This is a genomic window from Flavobacterium aquatile LMG 4008 = ATCC 11947 (assembly GCF_000757385.1).
GTDB lineage: Bacteria > Bacteroidota > Bacteroidia > Flavobacteriales > Flavobacteriaceae > Flavobacterium > Flavobacterium aquatile.
The window spans coordinates 214,142-234,655 of the sequence record NZ_JRHH01000004.1 but is presented as its reverse complement, the minus strand read 5'-3'; the positions used below and the strand labels follow the sequence as shown (position 1 = coordinate 234,655).

Annotated in this window: 17 protein-coding genes; 12 read left to right on the top strand and 5 right to left on the bottom strand. The window is 32.0% G+C overall.

The window, feature by feature from the left end:
• The first annotated feature begins 73 nt into the window (after positions 1-73).
• Positions 74-934, top strand: a complete 861-nt coding sequence (locus LG45_RS10905) for a L,D-transpeptidase (protein ID WP_035127106.1) — start codon at positions 74-76, stop codon at positions 932-934.
• Position 935: 1 nt separating this feature from the next.
• Here the strand turns inward: LG45_RS10905 and LG45_RS10900 are convergent, their stop codons facing one another.
• Positions 936-1,784: an NAD(P)H-hydrate dehydratase gene (locus tag LG45_RS10900; RefSeq protein ID WP_035127103.1), complete on the bottom strand. Its 849-nt coding sequence runs from the start codon at positions 1,782-1,784 to the stop codon at positions 936-938.
• A 440-nt stretch (positions 1,785-2,224) separates the two neighbouring features.
• Between LG45_RS10900 and LG45_RS10895 the strand changes: the two genes are divergently transcribed.
• The 6 genes from LG45_RS10895 to LG45_RS10870 all read left to right on the top strand — a co-directional run bounded on the left by LG45_RS10895 (position 2,225) and on the right by LG45_RS10870 (position 7,860).
• Positions 2,225-2,938, top strand: coding sequence for an esterase family protein (locus LG45_RS10895; RefSeq protein ID WP_035127101.1), 714 nt, complete (start codon positions 2,225-2,227; stop codon positions 2,936-2,938).
• 36 nt (positions 2,939-2,974) lie between these two features.
• Positions 2,975-3,916: an ATP-grasp domain-containing protein gene (locus LG45_RS10890; protein WP_035127098.1), complete on the top strand. Its 942-nt coding sequence runs from the start codon at positions 2,975-2,977 to the stop codon at positions 3,914-3,916.
• Positions 3,917-3,993: 77 nt separating this feature from the next.
• Positions 3,994-5,103, top strand: coding sequence for a carboxylate-amine ligase (locus tag LG45_RS10885; RefSeq protein ID WP_035127089.1), 1,110 nt, complete (start codon positions 3,994-3,996; stop codon positions 5,101-5,103).
• A 93-nt stretch (positions 5,104-5,196) separates the two neighbouring features.
• Positions 5,197-6,027, top strand: a complete 831-nt coding sequence (locus tag LG45_RS10880; RefSeq protein ID WP_035127087.1) for a type 1 glutamine amidotransferase — start codon at positions 5,197-5,199, stop codon at positions 6,025-6,027.
• Between the two features lie 231 nt (positions 6,028-6,258).
• Positions 6,259-6,624 (top strand): four helix bundle protein, encoded by a 366-nt coding sequence (locus LG45_RS10875; RefSeq protein WP_035127085.1) that lies wholly within the window; start codon positions 6,259-6,261, stop codon positions 6,622-6,624.
• 45 nt (positions 6,625-6,669) lie between these two features.
• Positions 6,670-7,860 (top strand): hypothetical protein, encoded by a 1,191-nt coding sequence (locus LG45_RS10870; protein ID WP_035127083.1) that lies wholly within the window; start codon positions 6,670-6,672, stop codon positions 7,858-7,860.
• 38 nt (positions 7,861-7,898) lie between these two features.
• On the opposite strand, the gene LG45_RS10865 is transcribed toward LG45_RS10870, so the two are convergent.
• Genes LG45_RS10865 through LG45_RS10855 form a run of 3 tightly spaced genes read right to left on the bottom strand, consistent with a single transcriptional unit; the run spans position 7,899 to position 11,688 of the window.
• Positions 7,899-9,116: an ATP-grasp domain-containing protein gene (locus LG45_RS10865; RefSeq protein ID WP_035127082.1), complete on the bottom strand. Its 1,218-nt coding sequence runs from the start codon at positions 9,114-9,116 to the stop codon at positions 7,899-7,901.
• A 3-nt stretch (positions 9,117-9,119) separates the two neighbouring features.
• Positions 9,120-10,541 carry a leucyl aminopeptidase family protein gene (locus LG45_RS10860; protein ID WP_035127489.1) on the bottom strand — a complete coding sequence of 474 codons (1,422 nt, stop codon included), beginning with the start codon at positions 10,539-10,541 and terminating at the stop codon, positions 9,120-9,122.
• 7 nt (positions 10,542-10,548) lie between these two features.
• Entirely contained in the window at positions 10,549-11,688 is a 1,140-nt protein-coding gene (locus tag LG45_RS10855; protein ID WP_081932074.1) for an alpha/beta hydrolase, read from the bottom strand.
• 208 nt (positions 11,689-11,896) lie between these two features.
• Between LG45_RS10855 and gcvT the strand changes: the two genes are divergently transcribed.
• The 5 genes from gcvT (at position 11,897) to LG45_RS10830 (ending at position 19,360) form a co-directional block, all read left to right on the top strand.
• The gene (gcvT, locus tag LG45_RS10850; RefSeq protein ID WP_035127080.1) at positions 11,897-12,979 is read left to right on the top strand and encodes a glycine cleavage system aminomethyltransferase GcvT; all 1,083 of its coding nucleotides are present in this window, start codon (positions 11,897-11,899) and stop codon (positions 12,977-12,979) included.
• A gap of 248 nt (positions 12,980-13,227) precedes the next feature.
• Positions 13,228-15,246, top strand: coding sequence for a S41 family peptidase (locus LG45_RS10845; RefSeq protein ID WP_035127078.1), 2,019 nt, complete (start codon positions 13,228-13,230; stop codon positions 15,244-15,246).
• Positions 15,247-15,253: 7 nt separating this feature from the next.
• Positions 15,254-16,285: a hypothetical protein gene (locus LG45_RS10840; RefSeq protein WP_035127076.1), complete on the top strand. Its 1,032-nt coding sequence runs from the start codon at positions 15,254-15,256 to the stop codon at positions 16,283-16,285.
• Between the two features lie 111 nt (positions 16,286-16,396).
• Complete coding sequence (locus LG45_RS10835) at positions 16,397-17,113, top strand: YebC/PmpR family DNA-binding transcriptional regulator (RefSeq protein ID WP_035127075.1); 717 nt, start codon at positions 16,397-16,399, stop codon at positions 17,111-17,113.
• Positions 17,114-17,449: 336 nt separating this feature from the next.
• The gene (locus LG45_RS10830; RefSeq protein ID WP_035127073.1) at positions 17,450-19,360 is read left to right on the top strand and encodes an SPFH domain-containing protein; all 1,911 of its coding nucleotides are present in this window, start codon (positions 17,450-17,452) and stop codon (positions 19,358-19,360) included.
• A gap of 68 nt (positions 19,361-19,428) precedes the next feature.
• Here LG45_RS10830 and capA read toward each other — a convergent pair whose 3' ends face one another.
• Entirely contained in the window at positions 19,429-20,469 is a 1,041-nt protein-coding gene (gene capA, locus LG45_RS10825) for a cysteate synthase (RefSeq protein ID WP_035127071.1), read from the bottom strand.
• Positions 20,470-20,514: the final 45 nt, after the last annotated feature.

Below are 20,514 nucleotides of genomic sequence, written 5' to 3'. Positions count from 1 at the left end.
AAACAACATATTTAGGAAATTGTGTAAAAGTGAAATCATCTAAAATGATGACTTTTACACAAAACTTAATCCTATGAAATCTAAACTTTTTCTTCTATCATTTTTGACCTTAATAACTTTATTTTCTTGCAAGCAAAACGAAAGTTCGGTAAAACAAAAAAAACAAATTGTAAGAAAACAACCAAAATCGGTTTCTTATAAAATTGAAAATGCAAAAATATGGTTGGAGCAAAACGCAACCGATATTTCTAAAATTGAAATTGTAACGGCAATTAATAGAACCGATAAAAAGAACTTAGCAAAGCAAGATTCGATAGTTATTCCGAGTGATTTTAGTGGTGATGTGGTTTATTATTTGCCTTTTCCATTAGAAGTTAATTATTTAGAAGATGTTTCTAAAGTGTTGCTTTTTTCTTATCCAACACAAACTTTTGCGGCTTATGAAAACGGAATTCTTGTCTATTCTGGACCAACAAATATGGGTAGAAAAAAAGACAAAACGCCAACTGGATTATTTTTTACCAATTGGAAAGCCGAAGAAACTACAAGTACTTTTAACGACGAATGGGATTTAAAATGGAATTTTAACATCGAAAATAAATTGGGCGTTGGTTTTCACGAATATGAATTACCTGGTTATCCAGCGTCGCATTCTTGTTTGCGATTGTTAGAAAAAGATGCCAAATTCTTGTACGATTGGGCTGATCAATGGGTTTTAGCCGATAAAGAAAATGTAAAAGTAAAAGGAACGCCAGTTGTTGTTTTTGGAAGTTATGATTTTGACGGAGAAAAACCTTGGTTGCAACTTTTAAAAAACCCAAAAGCTTTAGATATTTCAATAGCTGAAGTTGAAAAACAAGTGGCTCCTTTCTTAAAATCTATTTTGGAGCAACAAAAAATTAGAGAAGATTATACTAAAACTTCTGCTGAATAATTTAATTTTCCAGAGTTACAAAAGCTTTTCCTAAATAATTAATAATATCAGACGCTATAAACGATTGATGTCCAGTTTCTGGAAGAGCAATATCGGCTGTTAATCCGTGAAGATAAACGCCTAGAGTTGCAGCATCTATGGGTTCGTAATTTTGTGCGAGTAAACTTGTGATGATTCCAGTAAGTACATCGCCACTTCCGGCGGTTGCCAATGCTGGATTTCCTGTTGTGTTTTGGTAAATTGTTTCTCTATCAATTATATATGTTGGCGCGCCTTTCATGACAATAATTACATCAAACTTCTTGGAAAATTCAATTGTTTTTGCAAATTTTTCTTCTTCAGAATTCCATTTTCCTAGTAATCTTTCTAGTTCTTTTGGATGTGGTGTTATAATGGTTTTGGGTTGTAAAAGTGATAGCCAAGTTGGATTTAATGACAAAACATTTAACGCTTCAGCATCAATAACCATTGGTGTTTTATTGTCAAATAGTAATTGTTGAATGGCGTTTTGAGTTTCGATTTCTTGTCCAATTCCGATGCCAATTCCGATTGCATTTGGTAGTATTGTATAATCAATATTAGTTATAAAATTCTCTTGAACATCGGTTAAAACCATTACTTCTGGAATACTAATTTGCAGAATATCATAACCGCACTTTGGAATAAATGCCGTAACCAATCCGCATCCCGATTTTATAGCTGCTTTACTTGACAAACAAACTGAACCCATTTTGCCATAACTTCCGCCAATAATAAGTGCATGACCTTGAATTCCTTTATGAGAATTTAGTGGAATTGGTTTATAAATTTTTAGAATTTCTTGTTTTGTAATTTTTATAGGAAGTTGCATGGAATCAAATATTGGTTAGTTAAAGTTACTGAATTTTAATGGAATTACTAAAGTTTATTTTTAATACTATTGCCCTAGCCCAGATAATAATGAAAAGCCAGGAGTTAAAAAGTTGTAGTTTTTCATGGTGTAAAAAAGCGACCAACGGAAGCTCTTTTTACACCTTAGAAAAACACATCTTTTAACGAGGACTTGTAATGAATAGCTGGAAATAGCTTCTGAAAACAATTAAAATATTGCATTTGGTCGATGATTACAGCGTTTGCAAATCTCGAAACATTGTATAAAATGTGGTTTAGCAACTTAAAAATGTAGTTTTATTACAGAGTTTTCAATATTCAATTGATTTAATTGAAATATCAAAATTAATCTCGTAAACGTAAACTTTTACGTATTTTATACTATTATTTTCACTATAATTGTTAAAATAAAAGAAATTTATGAGAGAGGAATATTTTAAATGGTACTCACCCAATTTAAACCGAGAAATTCAAATGTTGGTTTTTGGTCATGCTGGTTATCCTGTTATTCTTTTCCCAACTTCAATGGGAAGTTATCATGAAAATAGAGATCAAGGCTTAATTGAAAGCGCGCGATGGTATATTGAGCAAGGTTTGATTCAGATTTTTTGTCCCGATAGTATTGATAAAGATAGTTTTTATAATAAAAATATTTATCCTGTACATCGCATTCAAAACCACACTTGGTATGATAAAATGATTTGTCATGAAATTGTAGAACGCGTAAAAAATAATACTGGCGCTGGAAAAGTAGCCGTTGCTGGATGTAGTTTTGGTGGATATCATGCGGCAAATTTTGCTTTTAGACATCCTGGTTATGTGAGTCACATGTTTTCTATGGGTGGCGCTTTTTCTATCAAGAGTTTTATGGATGGTCATTGGGATGACGACGTTTTTTACAATTCGCCAGAAGATTATATTCCGGGAATAAATGACCATGAAATGTGGAATATGGACATTGTTTTGGGAACTTCCAACTGGGATATTTGCTACGATGCTAACTTAAAATTGAGTGGCGTTTTAGCTCGAAGAGATATTCCGCATTGGCTTGATGTTCGGCAAGATAGAGAACACGATTGGCCCGTTTGGAAAGAAATGTTTCCGCATTATTTGTCGCGAATTAAGTTTTTTTAAAAGAGAAAATAAATTGTATAATTTAATAAATATAGAATGAAGAAAATTGGAATTTTGTTTGGAATGGAAGATACTTTTCCGCAAGCATTTATAGATAGAGTCAACTCGAAAAACGAAAAGGGAATTATTGCTGAAGCGGTTTCAATTGATAAAGTGGTTCAGAATAAAGACGGCGAATATGCTGTGATTATTGATAGAATTTCGCAAGATGTTCCGTTTTATCGTGCGTATTTGAAAAATGCTGCGCTTACTGGAACGAACGTGATCAATAATCCGTTTTGGTGGAGTGCCGATGATAAATTTTTTAATAATTCGTTAGCCGATACGCTTGGTGTTCCGTTACCAAATACAGTGATTTTACCTTCTGCCGAACATCCAACTGATACTACTGGAAAATCATTTAGAAATTTGAAATATCCAATGGACTGGGATGGAATTTTTGATTATATCGGATTTCCAGCTTACATGAAACCTTACGCTGGTGGCGGATGGAAAAACGTTTACAGACTAGAAAATAAAGAAGAATTTTGGCAAAAACATCAAGAAACTGGACAATTAGTAATGATGTTGCAAGAAGAAATTGTGTTTACAGAATATTTTAGAGTGTATTGTCTTGGCGGAAAAGACGTTCACATTATGCAATACGAACCAAGAAATCCGCATCATTTAAGGTATGTAATTGATGGTCAGCCAGTTTCTAAAGAATTATTAAAAACGGTAAAAGAATATACATTGCGACTTTGCAAAGGATTAGGATATGATTTTAATACGGTAGAATTTGCTGTTCGTGACGGTATTCCCTATGCTATTGATTTTGGAAATCCTGCTCCCGATGCTGAGTTGACTTCGGTTGGTGCAGAAAATTTTGAATGGGTTGTAGAACACGCCGCAAAAATGGCAATCGCAGCAGCCAAAAAACAAAAACCAGGGAAAATGAATTTGACTTGGGGAACATTTATAAAAGAAGCTGTTAAATAGTTGGCAGTAATCAGTATTCAGTTTGCATTATTTTGCAACTGAGCACTGAACACTTAACACAGAATACTAAAAAATATATGTCGAAAAAATTACCAATATTCACACTTGGAGTTGAAGAGGAATATCAAATTATAGATCCGCAAACTCGCGATTTACGTTCGCATTTGTCTAAAATTGTAGATGGCGCCAAAATCATTTTGAACGAGCAAGTAAAAGCCGAAATGCACCAATCTGTTGTAGAAGTAGGCACTAATATTTGTCAAAGTGTTGATGATGCTAGCAAAGAGATTCGTTTTCTGCGAAGCAAAATTGTAGAACTAGCCGATAAACAAGGTTTGGTTGTTGGTGGCGCAGGAACACATCCGTTTTCTCGTTGGCAAGATCAACCTATCACAGATGATCCAAGATATCATACCATTGTAAATGAATTGCAAGATGCAGCACGTTCCAATTTAATTTTCGGAATGCATTGCCACGTTGGAATTGAAAACCGCGAACAAGGATTACAATTGATGAATCAGGCGTGTTATTTTCTACCGCATATTTTTGCGCTTTCGTCAAACTCTCCTTTTTGGGAAGGACGAAATACGGGTTACAAATCCTTCCGAACTAAAGTATTTGATAAATTTCCAAGAACTGGATTGCCAGAATATTTTGACTGTGTTTCATCGTATGACAATTATTTAGAAACGTTGGTGAAAACAAATTGTATAGATAATCCGAAGAAAATTTGGTGGGATTTACGTTTGCATCCATTTTACGATACTATTGAATTTCGTATTTGTGACATGAGTTTGACCGTTGATGAAGCCATGTGTATTGTTGCTTTAATTCAAGCGATTGTAGCTAAATTATACAAATTGAATACTTCAAATACCAGTTTCAATATGTATCGAATTGCATTAATTAAAGAAAATAAATTTCGTGCAGCACGCTACGGAATTGAAGGCAATATGATTGATTTTGGTTTGCAAAAAGAAGTTGAAACGAAAGGATTAATCTTAGAACTACTTGATTTTGTGGATGATGTGGTTGATGAATTAGGAAGTCGTGAGCAAATTAATTACGTTCATACCATTTTAAGAGAAGGAACTGGAGCCGATAAACAATTAGCCGTTTTTGAACAAACTCAAGATTTAACCAAAGTTGTAGATTTGATAACAAGCGAATTTACTAAAGGATTATAACGTTTTTGTTAATGAAATGTTTGATAACTGAATGTTAATGTAGATTTAACTCTTTTTTAAATACTTTATCTTTGCAGCATTAAATAATAAAAAATGAGTAACCAAATACGAATTGCAATTTTAGACATGTACGATGGCGAACCTAATCAAGGTATGCGCTGTATCATTGATATTATCAATCGATTGAATCAAATAGTTTCGTTTCAAGTATTTGATGTGCGTGGAAAATGTGAATTTCCTAACATTGAAAAATTTGATATTTATATTTCAACTGGCGGACCAGGAAATCCGTTAGAAGGTGATGGAAAATGGGATGCAAAATACTATAATTTCATTGACGAATTGTCTAAATGGAACGAAGAAAACAAAATTAAAAAACATGTTTTGTTCATCTGTCATTCGTTTCAAATGGCTTGCAATCACTTTGGATTGGCAAAAATCACTAAGCGAAAATCAACTTCTTTCGGTGTTATGACAATGCACAAAACCGAAGAAGGAACAAACGATCCAATCTTTGATGGTTTACAAAATCCGTTTTTTGCAATTGACAGTCGTGATTACCAAGTAGTTCAGCCTAAATTGAGTGTTTTCAAGAAAAAAGGTGCTGAAATTCTTTCTTTAGAAAAAATCAGAAACCACCGAGGCGATTATGAACGCGCTATTATGGCAGTTCGTTTTTCACAATATTTTGTAGGAACGCAATTTCACCCAGAAGCCGATGCGATGAGTTTTATCGCCAACATGAAAAATAAAGAAAAGCGCGAGAAAATTATTGCGATGAAAGGCAGAACAAAATTCAGAAATATGCTTGAAGATTTATTAGATGAAGATAAAATCTTTAAAACCAACGAAACAATTATACCTAATTTCTTGCGAATTGCAATTAATGATTTAATGCAACATAAGAAAGCTTTGTCAAATTAGTGATAAGTAATTAGTGATAAGTAATTAGTGATAAGTAATTAGTGATAAGTAATTAGTGATAAGTAATTAGTGATAAGTAATTAGTGATAAGTAATTAGTGATAAGTAATTAGTGATAAGTAATTAGTGATAAGTAATTAGTGATTAGTGATTAGTGATTAGTGATTAGTGATTAGTGATTAGTGATTAGTGATTAGTGATTAGTGATTAGTGATTAGTGAAAATTTAAAAAATGAATAATATTAAATCATACAAAGATTTACTAATTTGGCAAAAGGGAATTAAAATTGTAATTTTAGTTTATAAATTAGTAAAACTTTTTCCACAAGAGGAATTATATGCCCTAACAAGTCAATTGAAAAGAGCTGCAGTTTCAGTTCCTTCTAATATTGCTGAAGGTTATGGAAGAAATACTGACAAATCTTTTAGTCATTTTTTAGATATTTCAAGAGGATCTTTATTTGAAATTGAAACTCAACTTATAATTGCAAATGAACTAGGATTTATTTTGGATGAAGTTTTATTTAAAGAAGTATTAAGTCAAATTGAAGAAGAATCAAAAATGATAAATTCATTTTCAAAAACTCTAAAATCTTAATTCAGATGACTAATCACTAATTACTAATCACTAGTTACTAAAATAATGAACCCAAAATACAGACAACAATTCAACGATAATTTTACTACTGAAAAATACGATAATTTCATTGATGACATCACGTCTGATTTTGATTATAAAGTAACTTTCCGAATTGGTGAAACACCTTTTTTTATTCCGAGTGATTTAAAAAAACAATTGTTGGAAGCGAGTCAAGAAGTTATATCTTTTATTCAAAAGGAAGGTTTTAATGAATTAACTAATAAAGCATTAGAATTAAATAGGAAAGTTCCAAACGAAGATAGCCATACTACTTTTTTAGCTATTGATTTCGGAATTTGTGAAGAAGACGGAAAGATTATTCCGAAGTTAATTGAGGTACAAGGATTTCCTTCTTTGTACAATTTTCAATATAATTTAGCTGAAAAATTTCAAAATCATTATCCTTTTTTATCTAATTTAACTCCGTTTTTTAATGGACTTTCCAAAGAAGAATATCTTCAAATTGTAGAAGAAGCGATTTGTAATAATCATCCAAAAGAAAATGTAGTTTTATTAGAAATCGAACCCGAAAAACAAAATACCAAAATTGATTTTTATTATTGTCAACGTGATTTTGGAGTTCCAACAGTTTGCATAACCGATATCATCAAAAAAGGAAATCAATTATTTTATAATAATTCTAAAGGAAAAGAAATTTTAATAAAACGTATTTACAATCGTGTCATTTTTGATGAATTGGATTTGCGAACCGATTTAAAACTAAACTTCAATTTCTCAGATGAATTGGATGTAGAATGGGCTGGACATCCAAATTGGTTTTTTAGAATTAGTAAATTTATTTTACCGTATTTAAAAGGAAAATATTTTATAGAAACTACTTTGTTATCAGATTTAAAAGAAATTCCAACCGATTTAGAAAATTATGTTTTAAAACCATTGTTTTCATTTTCTGGAACTGGTGTGATTTTCCATGTAAAACCTGGAGATATAGAATCGGTAAAAGAAAAAGATTTATATATTTTACAGAAAAAAGTAAACTACAAACCTATAATTCAATCGCCAGACGGAAAAGTAAAAGCCGAAGTTCGCTTACTTGCCGTTTGGAAAAAAGATGCGCCATCACCTACTCTAGTTACAAACTTAGTACGATTAAGTCGTGGCGAAATGATTGGCGTAAAATTTAATAAAGACAAAGATTGGGTTGGCGGAACTGTTGGGATGTTTGAAAAATAAAAAAATGCTGTTAGTTAAAATCTAACAGCATTTTAATTTTAATGCAACTTCTTAACCGCTTCTTGCTGTGCCGAAGTCGCGTAATCCTTGATTAATCTTTCGGCATAAACATCAAGTAATTCTCTTATTCTTGCATGTTTATCACTTTTAACAATTAATCCAGCATGATAATCTAACGGAACTCTGAAACAAACTTCTCCATCATTAAATTCTGATAAATCAGGATGTTGAAATTTGGATAAGGTTAATACGATTCCAGCGAATTCCTTTTTAACTTTTGGTAATTTGTATTTTTTGTTTTTAGCTAATGCGTCTTCAATTGCTGCCCATTCTGCCCATAAATTAATATCAGAAGCAGCATGAACCATTTCGGCTAAATGTGCGCCGCCAACTCTTGAGGCAGTTTCTAGAAAATAAATTTTTCCGTCTTCATCACATTTTATGAATTCTGCATGAGAAGCACCGTGTTTCAATCCGAAACCTTTAATAACTTGCTCGTTTACTCGTTTTATCTCTTTATCATCAGCAGAATTATATTCGATATTGGCACTTCTAAAAATTCCTCCACCTTGCGAAATTTCCATTGGTGTTGCCAAATATTGTGAGGTTAAACTAAACAAAATCTTTCCTTCAAAAACCAAACTATCACAATGAAAAACAGCACCAAGACGAAACTGCTCCACCAAATATTTTGCGCGATTTGTGCCCAGTTCATGTATATTTTTCCACAACGAATCTTTATCATACACCTTAATAATCCCAGATGCAGAAGCTTCCGATCTTGGTTTTAAAACCCATGGCGGAGCTACAGTATCCGCAAAAGCATTAATCTCGTAGTCATTAAAAAGCGAACTAAATTGCGGATTAGAAATCCCCTTACTTTTCGCTTGGATGCGCATAGCTAATTTATCTCTGAAATAACGTCCAGTAGTTTGCCCCATTCCGTCAATTCGCAGATTTTCACGCAAATAGGTAGCTTTTTCAACATCAAAATCATCCAATGCAACAATAGCATCAATTTTTTTATGACGCATCAAATCGGAAACGCCAGCCAATAAATCGTTCAAATTCCAATCAACATCTTGACCAGGCATAAAGAAAATATCATCAATATATTCTGTAGCCCAAGGTTTATCGCGCAGTTTTTCAGAAGTTATTAAATAAACACGATTACCTAACTTTTTCAAATTAATTAAGAAATCATTTCCTTTAAAATAATTAGAAATACAGATGTAGTTTTTGATTTGACTTTCCATAAGCTATAGATTTTCAATAAATTTAGTTATTAAATGTACTCCAAATGCAGTTGCGTGTTTTGTTTTTGCAAATTCATCATCGCCAAAAGCCACTCCAGCAACATCAAGATGCGCCCACGATTTATGTTCGTACGTAAAATGTTCTAGAAATTTTGCTGCAGAAATTGCTCCAGCAACAGGTTTTCCCGAATAGTTTTTTACATCGGCAATTTCGCTATCAATATCTGATTTATAGGCGTCCCACAATGGTAATTGCCATAAACGCTCGCCTATTTCATCTCCAGATTGCTGTAGTTTTTTGGATAGGTTGTCATCGTTTGTGAACAATGCTCCACATTCGTAACCAAAAGTTCCAACAGAACTTCCTGTTAAAGTGGCAATATCAATTACGGTTTCGGGTTTGTAATTTTTAATCAAATACGATAATCCGTCGGCGAGAATCAATCTACCTTCGGCATCGGTATCAATAATTTCAATAGTACTTCCTTTATAACTATTAATAACGTCACTTGGTAAGAATGATTTAGCATCTACTGAATTTTCACATGCTGGTACAATTGCAGTTACCCGATAAGGTAATTTCAAATCGGCAATTAATTGCATTGCGCCAAGAACTGCTCCGCCGCCAGCCATATCACATTTCATATGAACCATTCCAGCCGTTTTAATATTCAATCCGCCAGTATCAAATGTGATTCCTTTTCCAACTAAACCAATGTGTTTTTTGGATTTTTCTGGCTTATAATCCATGATTATAAATTGTGGCTCGCGCTCACTTCCTTGCCCAACGGCTAAAAATGAATGCAATCCAATTTCTGCTGATTTTTCTCTACCAAAAACTTCTACTGAAAATCCGAATTTCTTTCCAGCCTCAATTGCCCAATCGGCAAGATATTTTGGAGTTACAGTATTTGATGGTAAATCAACTAAATTAAAAGTTTCCAATTGTGCATTCGCGATTTTTATTCCTTTCGAAACTGCTTCATCAAAATCCTTTTTTGAAAAAATCTGCATTTCGAAATTTTCATTTAAAAACGGATGAATTTCTTTTTTCTTAAAATGTCCAAGATTGTAAGTTCCTAAAACTAATCCAGATAATGCAGCTTCTACATCCTCATTTGAAAATTGCTCAGGAATAACTAGAGCCGAATTTAAACTAAAACTATCCTTTTGCTTGGAAGCAATTCTTCTAAATATAGTTTTTATGGATTTGTAATCTATATCTTTTCCTAACCCAATAAATATATGGGTACAATCGTATTTTTCTACAAGATAATGCGTGTCTTTTTTTCCATAAAAAACTTGCGAATAGACTGATAATCCGTGAAATTCAATTGGAACAATACTTTTTACATTCGTTTCAAAAACTGGAATAAGAATGGTGCCTTTGTAACCGTCGAGAGATTCTATTTTACTTGTTTTCATATTTCTTTTAATTGTCTTTTGTGCTAAAAAATAGCCATTCAATTGCCTTCGGAAATTCGTCACTCCAATACCTTTCGTTATGCTTTCCTTCCATATTGATGCTCAACCTAATCTTCATTTTATCTGATAACGAATCTTTTTTTAGTAATCGCTTTTTAAAATTCTTTACGTGATCAATCATTGTAGCACTTTCATCGCCACCAGCATACAAATAAATTCGAGTATCTTGAGGTTCATCCATATCCAAAAAAGATAATTTTATTTTAGGAACCACCCAAAGTGATGGCGAAAAAATCATCAATTTCCCAAACACTTCGGGATACATAATGCCTGAAAAAATGCTCACCAATCCGCCCATCGAACTTCCACCGATTCCTGTAAATTCTCGCTCTGGTTTGGTTCTAAAATTGTCATCAACAAATGGCTTTAATGTATCTGTTAAAAAACGGATGTACTTTTTCCCTTGACCGTTTCCTAAAACTGTATTTCCAACATTATACTCTAAAATTCGTTCTTTTTCGGCGTGTTCAACGGCAATAATTATGATCTTCCCAATATTGTATTCTGACATTACAGCCAACTTTTTATCTATTTCCCAATTGCCGTATTTTGCTTTTTCATTAAACAAATTTTGAGCATCTTGAAGATACAAAACTGGATAAGCTTCATTTGAAGTTTCATAATCATAAGGTAACAAAGCCCAAACACGTCTAGTTTTATTCAATTGCGGAATTTCAAATTCTTCTGAAATCAAATGTACTTTTGGAAGAAAATTAGGTTTAAACGGCAACCAATTTCTTCTCCATTTATCAACATGTTCTTTGTGAACACCATTTTGTTTTTTGCATGAACGATTTTCGGTACGATTTCCATACTTATCAATTTCAACTTCACTCCAATCGCCACGAGTAAATTTGTATAACAATTCCTCTGGATATTCAAAGTTAGAAGCAAACTTAAAATGATAAATTCCTTGTCCCACTTTCTCCATTTCGAAAGCTTTATCTTGTGTAATCCAATCGTTAAAATTTCCAGAAATATAAACTGGTCTTTCATCATCTTCATCCGTTGTAAGGATAATATTTAATTGTGGTTCTATTATTTCTGTTGGAATTTCTGATTGTAATATGGTATTGTCAACACTCATGGTCTCTTCTAATCTAATATGTGTAAAATGTAAATATACTTTTTTGCAGTATGTTAAAAAAATTTTTTGAAATCAAATTGTAACTTTTATTGAATAGTAATTTTAGAAACCTTTTTATTAAAATAAATCCATATATAATTGATTTTTTAGGCACTATTTTAATAAATTTTAAATAAATTAGCGACTTAAAATAATTCTATAAAAAACAATGAAAAATACAGCATTATCGCACATTCACGAAAGTTTAGGAGCTAAAATGGTTCCATTTGCAGGTTTTAACATGCCTGTTTCCTATGAAGGAGTTAACGCAGAACACGAAACTGTAAGAAACGCTGTGGGTGTTTTTGACGTTTCGCATATGGGTGAATTTCTTTTATCGGGTGAAAATGCTTTGGCTTTAATACAAAAAGTTACCTCTAACGACGCATCAACATTAGAAATTGGAAAAGCACAATATTCTTGTTTACCTAACAATGATGGTGGAATTGTTGATGATTTAATCGTTTATAAAATAAAAGAAGAGCAATATTTATTGGTTGTAAATGCTTCTAATATTGATAAAGATTGGGATTGGATTTCGTCTTTTAATGATTTAGGAGTTGAAATGAAAAATCTTTCTGAAGATTATTCATTACTTGCTATTCAAGGTCCAAAAGCAGTTGAAGCCATGCAATCGTTGACTTCTATTGATTTATCTGCTATAAAATACTATAATTTTGAAGTGGCTGATTTTGCTGGCATTGAAAATGTAATCATTTCAGCCACAGGTTATACTGGATCTGGTGGATTTGAAATTTACTGTAAAAATTCGGAAGTGGAACAAATTTGGAATAAAGTATTTGAAGCTGGCGCTGATTTTGGAATTAAACCTGTTGGATTAGCTGCACGTGATACATTACGTCTTGAAATGGGATTCTGCTTGTATGGTAATGATATCAATGATTTGACTTCACCATTAGAAGCTGGATTGGGATGGATTACAAAATTCACAAAAGAATTTACTAATTCAGAAAATTTGAAGAAACAAAAAGAAGCTGGAGTAACTAAAAAATTAGTTGGTTTTGAATTAATCGAAAGAGGAATTCCGCGTCATGACTATGAAATTGTTGATGCTGATGGAAATAATATTGGTATTGTAACTTCGGGAACGCAATCGCCAAGTTTAGGAAAAGCAATTGGAATGGGTTATGTAAAAACCGAGTTTTCTGCTGTAGATTCTGAAATTTATATTTTAATTAGAGATAAAAAAATTGCTACCAAAGTGGTTAAATTGCCATTTTATAAAAAATAATTGCAAAAACAATTACAAAAGTCAACTTCAAAAATCAATTACAAAATTCAATTTCAAAAATCAAATTGAAAAGTCAACATCGAATTTTTAGATTTTATAACTTCTTAAAATATGATGAAAAATATGGTATTGAAATTGATTTTTGAAGTTGAAATTGATTTTTGAAGTTGAAATTGATTTTTGAAGTTGAAATTGATTTTTGAAGTTGAAATTGATTTTTGAAATTGAAATCGAAATTGCTATTGAATTTGAAAAAGATACTATTCATTTTACTTCCCATTATAGGTTTTGCGCAAAGCGAAAAGAATCCTTGCGGAACTTTGGCAACTATCAATACAATTATTCAAGATAAACATTACAAACCAAAACCTGTTGATGATAGTCTCTCGGTTTATGTATTTAATGAATTTCTTAAAAATATTGATGAAGACAATCGTTTGTTTACAGAAATTGAAATTAAAAATCTAAAAAAGCATCAGTATAAAATTGATAATTACATTATTGAAAATAATTGTGATTTCCTTACTGATTTTTACAAAGCCTACAGCATTGCTATTGAACGCTATAAAAATACTATTGAATCAATTAAATCGGAACCTTTTGCTTTAAAAAGTTCTGAATATATTGAGTTTTCAAAGAATTCTTTTCCTTATTCAAAGGATGAAAAAGAACTTAAAAACCGTTATAAAAAGCGAATTTTATTCCATGTTTTAAGGGAAATTGCTGAAATAAGTACTAATAAAGATTCTATAGTTACCAATTTTTCTAAAATCTCTTTAACTGCTAAAGAAAAGGTTTTCGAAAGTTATTTATGTAAATATTCTAGTTTGCAATTGAGTGTCAAAGATTTTAATTCAAAATTCTTTTCGGTTTTCTGCTCCTATTTTGATCCACACACAATGTACCTTTCAGAAAGTGATAAATCGAGTTTCTTTTCTGCTGTAAGCGCAGACAATTTATCGTTTGGAATGTCCGTTTCTATGAATGAAAAAGATGAAATTATTGTTGATGAAGTTGTCCCAGGAAGTTCGGCTTATTTTACTGAAAAAATAGAAAGTGGTGATCAAATTATAAAAATCAAACATAAAAACGAAGAATACGAAATTGCTTGTTCTTCAATGAATAAAATAGAATCAATATTTAGCTCCAGTGAATACAAAAATGCTGATTTTACTCTCAGAAAAAAAACTGGAGAAGTTTATACTGTGAATCTTACCAAAAAAGTTCTCAAAAATTACGAAAATAACGTTTACAGTTACATTTTAGAAAAAGACAATAATCGAACAGGATATATAAGAATTCCGAGTTTTTATGGCAAGTTTGAAAACGGAAAAACCAATGTGAGTGATGATGTTGCTAAAGAAATCTACAAGCTAAAAGAAGATAAAATAGATGGCTTAATCATTGATTTAGAAAACAATGGCGGCGGTTCTATGGAAGAAGCAATAAAACTTACTGGTTCTTTTATTGACATTGGTCCGATTGCAATAATGAATGATAAAAATGGTAAGAAAGAAACCATAAAAGATCCAAATAGAGGAAGTCTATATTTAGGTCCGATGGTTGTTTTAATAAATGGTTTTTCAGCATCGGCAAGTGAGTTTTTCACCAATACCATGCAAGATTATGACCGCGCAATAGTTATTGGAAATCAATCACATGGAAAAGCGACAATGCAAACGGTTGTTCCTTTGTCTGAAGGTAAAAATCCTGACGAGTTCATTAAAATCACTATAGAAGAATTTTACAGAATATCAGGCAAAAGCAATCAAACTATTGGTATTACTCCAGATGTTGTAATACCTACATTATTTGATAAGCAAATGCCGAGAGAAAGTGAAAATGAAACTGCAATTAAAAATGATGTTATAAAAGGTGTTTTACGATATAGTGCTTTTGTTAATCCGTTCAAATTGGAAGTAGTCGAAGAAAGCAAAAAAAGAGTTAGTAGTAATGAAATTTTAAAATCGGTTAGCGAATTAAATTCAAAAATCGATACAATATATGAATACGACTTAGCTCCTATTTTATTGGAATTTAACGCTGTTTATGATGAAGTTTCTAAAATGAATTCGTTTTGGAAAGAATTAAAAGATGTGGCATCGAAAGAATATCCTATCGAAGTAAAACGAAATTCGATTGACGTTGCCTACCAACAATTTGATGATTATCTGAAAAGTAGTAATACCGAAAAGATAAAAGCTATAAAAAGTAATCTACACATTATTGAAGCCGTAAATATTATCAACGATTTAAAAAGCAAATAAAATTTATATGAAAAAAAAACTACTTCTTTTGATACTGTTTGTTAACGTATCTGCCATTGCACAAAATTTTAAAACACCTTTAGATTATTTGATGTTCATCAACAAAGAGCAAGTAATTATTTCTAAAAGTACTTGGAAATATACATCTGCTGTAGCACATTCTAAAAGTGCAAGACGCATTGATAGTAATAGAAAGCAATTAGTTAAAACGATTCAGAATGCAAAAACTAAAATTGGCTCGATAAAAGATGGTTACAAAGGTGATGTTGAATACAAAAATCAGGTAATTCAGTATTTTGACTTTTGCGAAAAAAATCTGAATGAAGAATACGACAAAATCATCAACATGCAAGAAGTTGCAGAACAATCTTATGATGCCATGGAAGCTTACCTATTGGCCAGAGATTTAGTAAATGAAAAGTTAGATAGTGAAAGTGAAAAAGCGCAAAATTCATACCGAGCATTTGCTGCAAAATACAATATTACTTTATCTGAAGAAGAATCGGATTTGTCTAAAAAAATAAAAATTTCAAACGAAGTTTTTGATTATCACACCGCTTTGTATCTAATATTTTTCAAAGTAAATTTCACAGATGCCAATCTTTCTAAAGCCATTGAAAATAAAGATTTGGCTGCCATAGAACAAAATAAGAATGCTCTAATTCAATATGCCGACGAAGGTTTATTGAAAATTAAATTAATCCAACCTTATAATAATGATTCATCGTTGACTACTACAACAAAAAAAGCATTAGAATATTATAAAAATCAAGCTGAAAAATATGTTCCAAAAACGGTTGATTTTATTATGTTCAATGACAAATTTGAAACGGCACAAAAAACACTCGAAAGTAAATCTGAAAAAGAACGTACTAAAGAGGAAGTTGATAATTACAATGGTTTGGTTAAACAAGTGAATAAAGAAATTGACACTTATAATAAATTAAGTAAGCAAAATTTTCAAGATAAATCAGCAACAATAAATAATTGGAATGTTAGTGGTGACACTTTTATTTCAAGACATGTGCCACAAGATTAAATTTGTATAAAAATTAGATTTGAAAAAATAGAATATTACACTATTTTTGCAAACTGAAATTAAAACTAACTGAAACAGAATCTGAAACAAATCCAGATTAAAAAATAAGAAATGGGAAGAGCGTTCGAATTTAGAAAAGGTAGAAAAATGAAACGTTGGTCAGCGATGGCTAAAGCGTTTACTCGTATTGGAAAAGATATTGTAATGGCTGTAAAAGAAGGCGGACCAAATCCGGAAGCCAACTCACGTTTGCGTGCCGTTATTCAAAATGCTAAGGCGGCAAATATGCCTAAAGAAAACGTTGAACGTGCAATAAAAAAAGCAACTGACAAAGATACCGCTAACTACAAAGAACAACTTTTTGAAGGTTACGCACCACACGGAATTGCACTTTTAATTGAAACAGCTACCGACAATAACAACAGAACTGTTGCTAACATTAGAAGTTATTTCAACAAATGTAATGGAACAATGGGAACACAAGGTTCGGTAGAATTTATGTTTGATCACACATGTAATTTTAGAATTCCTAACAACAATGTAGATATTGAAGAAATGGAATTGGAATTCATTGATTTTGGAGCAGAAGAAATATTTGCTGACGAAGACGGAATTTTAATCTATGCACCTTTCGGAAGTTTTGGTGCCATTCAAAAAGAATTAGAAGCTCGCGGAATTGAAATTTTATCTTCTGGATTTGAAAGAATTCCACAAATAACAAAAAAACTTTCTGCTTCTGAAATTGCTGATGTAGAAAAATTAATAGAAAAAATTGAAGAAGACGATGATGTGATGAACGTTTATCACACGATGGATGAATCGGAATAAATTTCAGAAATCAAATTTTAGATATTAAATTTAAACTTCAAGGAAACTTGGAGTTTTTTTTTATTTTATAAAATACTGATTTATAAATCATTATTAAATATATAAAAATAATTGTATGAAAAATTTGTAACTTTTTAACAAGTACTTCGTATAATAAAAGATTTTAAAATAGAACTAATTCTAAAATGACACAACGACGTGTTGTATTTCAAAAACTAAACTCAAAACCAACTAGTACTATGAGTTTGTGGTAAGTGAATTACCTGATTTACGATTTATAATCTTATACTTCTATCAAAAATCAAAAACCCTTTTTTTATTTTTAAAATTTATAACATGACAACATTTTTTACATTATGGTGGGTAATTCCTATTGTTTTATCTGTAATTCTTTACAAATTTGTTTTAAGATTTTTCTTCGGAATGGTAATCGTTCCCGAAGATAAAATTGGTTTAGTTACCAAAAAATTCGTTCTTTTTGGAGCTGATAAATCACTTCCTGATAGCAGAATCATTGCAACTAAAGGCGAAGCAGGATTTCAAGCTCAAACACTTGCTCCTGGATTATATTGGGGAATGTGGATTTGGCAATACTCTGTTGATATGACTGCGTTTACTATAATTCCCGAAGGAAAAATTGGTTTAGTATTAAGCAAGGACGGACAAGAAATTCCCACAGGTAGAATTTTAGCCCGAAAAGTAGAAAGCGACAATTTTCAAGATGCAACAGCTTTCTTAAATAATGGTGGACAAAAAGGTCGCCAATCGGCATTTATTACAACAGGTTCCTATCGTATCAATACGTTTTTATTTGAAATTGTTATGGCAGAACAAATCAAAATTTTTGAAAATATGGTTGGTATCGTTACAGCTCTAGATGGAGATCCGATTCCGCAAGGACAAATTGCTGGTAAATTTGTAGATGGACACAATAACTTTCAAGACTTTGATTATTTCTTAGAGAAAGGCGGAAATCGTGGATTGCAACCACAAGTGATGTTAGCCGGTTCCTATTATATCAATACTTGGGCTATTCAAATTGAACAAAACCCAATGACAGATGTGCCAATTGGTTACGTAGGAGTAGTTATTTCTTACATTGGTGAAGACGGAAAAGACGTCACTGGAGATACCTTTAAACACGGAAATATAGTTTCTAAAGGACAACGTGGTGTATGGATGGAACCTTTTGGACCTGGAAAATATGCTTTGAATAAATATACAACAAAACTTGAACCTGTTCCAACAACGAATTTGGTTTTAAACTGGGCAAATGCCAGAAGTGAGTCACATGATTTAGATAAAAATTTATCTACAATTACCGTTCGTTCAAAAGATGGTTTCCCATTTAATTTGGATGTGGCACAAATCATTCACGTTCCAGCCAACGAAGCACCAAAAGTAATTGCTCGTTTTGGAAGCATGACCAATTTGGTTTCTCAAGTATTAGAACCTACAATTGGTAACTATTTTAGAAACTCTGCACAAGATAGCGATGTAATTTCGTTCTTAAGTACACGTAAAGAAAGACAAGAATCTGCTAAGAATCATATTAAAGCGGTTTTGGATGAATATAATGTGAATGCAGTAGACACTTTAATTGGAGACATTGTTCCTCCAGACTCATTAATGAAAACATTAACTGATAGAAAAATAGCTGAAGAAGAGCAAAAAACCTATCAAACACAAAGAATGGCACAAGAGCAACGTCAAGGTGTTGAAAAAGAAACAGCTATTGCAGATATGCAAAAAGAAATTGTAAAAGCTTCTCAAAGTGTCGAGATTGCTCAAAGAACTGCCGATGCAACAGTAAAGAAAGCAGAAGGTGACGCAACAAGTTTGAAATTAAATGTAAATGCAGAAGCAGAAGCTACAAAAATGCGAGCTAATGCCGAAGCAGAGGCGACCAAAGCAAGAGCTGGCGCACAAGCAGAAGCAACAAAACTTAATGCAAGTGCAGAAGCTGAGAAAATTTCAAAAACAGGTTTGGCCGAAGCTGAGAAAATTATGGCAATTGGTAAATCTACTGCCGAAGCTTATCAGTTACAAGTTTCTGCAATGGGCGAAGATAACTTTGCTAAATACAAAATTACAGAGGAAATTGGCAAAGGAAATATCAAGGTAATTCCAGATGTTTTAATCTCAGGAACCAATGGCTCGGAAGGCGGAATTAGTGGCCTACTCGGAATGAAATTAATGGAAATGATGGATACTAAAAATGATCATCAGGATATTAAGAAAAAATAATTCATAATAACTAAAAAGCAAAAACTCCGATGATTTATCGGAGTTTTTTAGTTTATGCTAATTAAATATTATTTTATAAATTCAATTTTCTGAACTTCTTCAGCATTTATGCTATCAAAGAAACCTTGATCGTTCATCCATTCATCACTAAATACTTTGCTCATGTAACGTGAGCCATGATCTGGAAAAATAGCAATTACATTACTGTTTTCATCAAATTCTCCTTCGGCTGCATATTGACGAATTGCTTGAACAACTGCACCCGATGTATAACCAACAAATAATCCTTCTGTTTTGGCTATCTCTCTTGTAACGTGAGCACTTTCCTCATCAGTTACTTTCATAAATTTATCGATAACATCAAAATCGGTAGCCGATGGAATTAAGTTTTTTCCTAAACCTTCTATTCGGTAAGGATAAATTTCATCATTATCAAACTCCTTTGTTTCATGGTATTTTTTCAAAACCGAACCAAAAGCATCAACTCCTAAAATTCTAATATTTGGATTTTGTTCTTTTAAGAAACGAGCCGTTCCAGAGATTGTTCCTCCAGTTCCGCTGCAGGCTACAAGGTGAGTTATTTTTCCGTTTGTTTGTTCCCAAATTTCTGGACCAGTAGATTTGTAATGTGCATCAACATTCAATTCGTTGAAATATTGATTGATGTATACCGAACCTTTCGTTTCTTCATGTAACCTTTTGGCAACATTATAATACGAACGATCATCATCTGCAGATACGTGTGCTGGACAAACATACACTTTCGCTCCCATTGTGCGCAACATGTCTATTTTGTCTTTAGACGATTTAGAACTAACTGCTAGAATACAATCGTAACCTTTGATAATGCTAACCATTGCTAAACTAAATCCAGTATTTCCAGAAGTAGTTTCAATAATTGTATCACCAGGTTTTAAGATTCCTCTTTTTTCGGCCTCTTCAATGATATATAAAGCAATTCGATCTTTAGTTGAATGTCCTGGATTGAAGGCTTCTACCTTGGCATAAAAATTCCCTTCTAAATTCTCGGTTACTTTATTAAGCTTAATTAAAGGTGTATTTCCTATTAATTCCAGTACGTTGTTAAAGGCTTTTATTTCTTCTTTCATAAATAAAATATTTGTTGAGGCAATTAAAGGATATAAAAATGAACC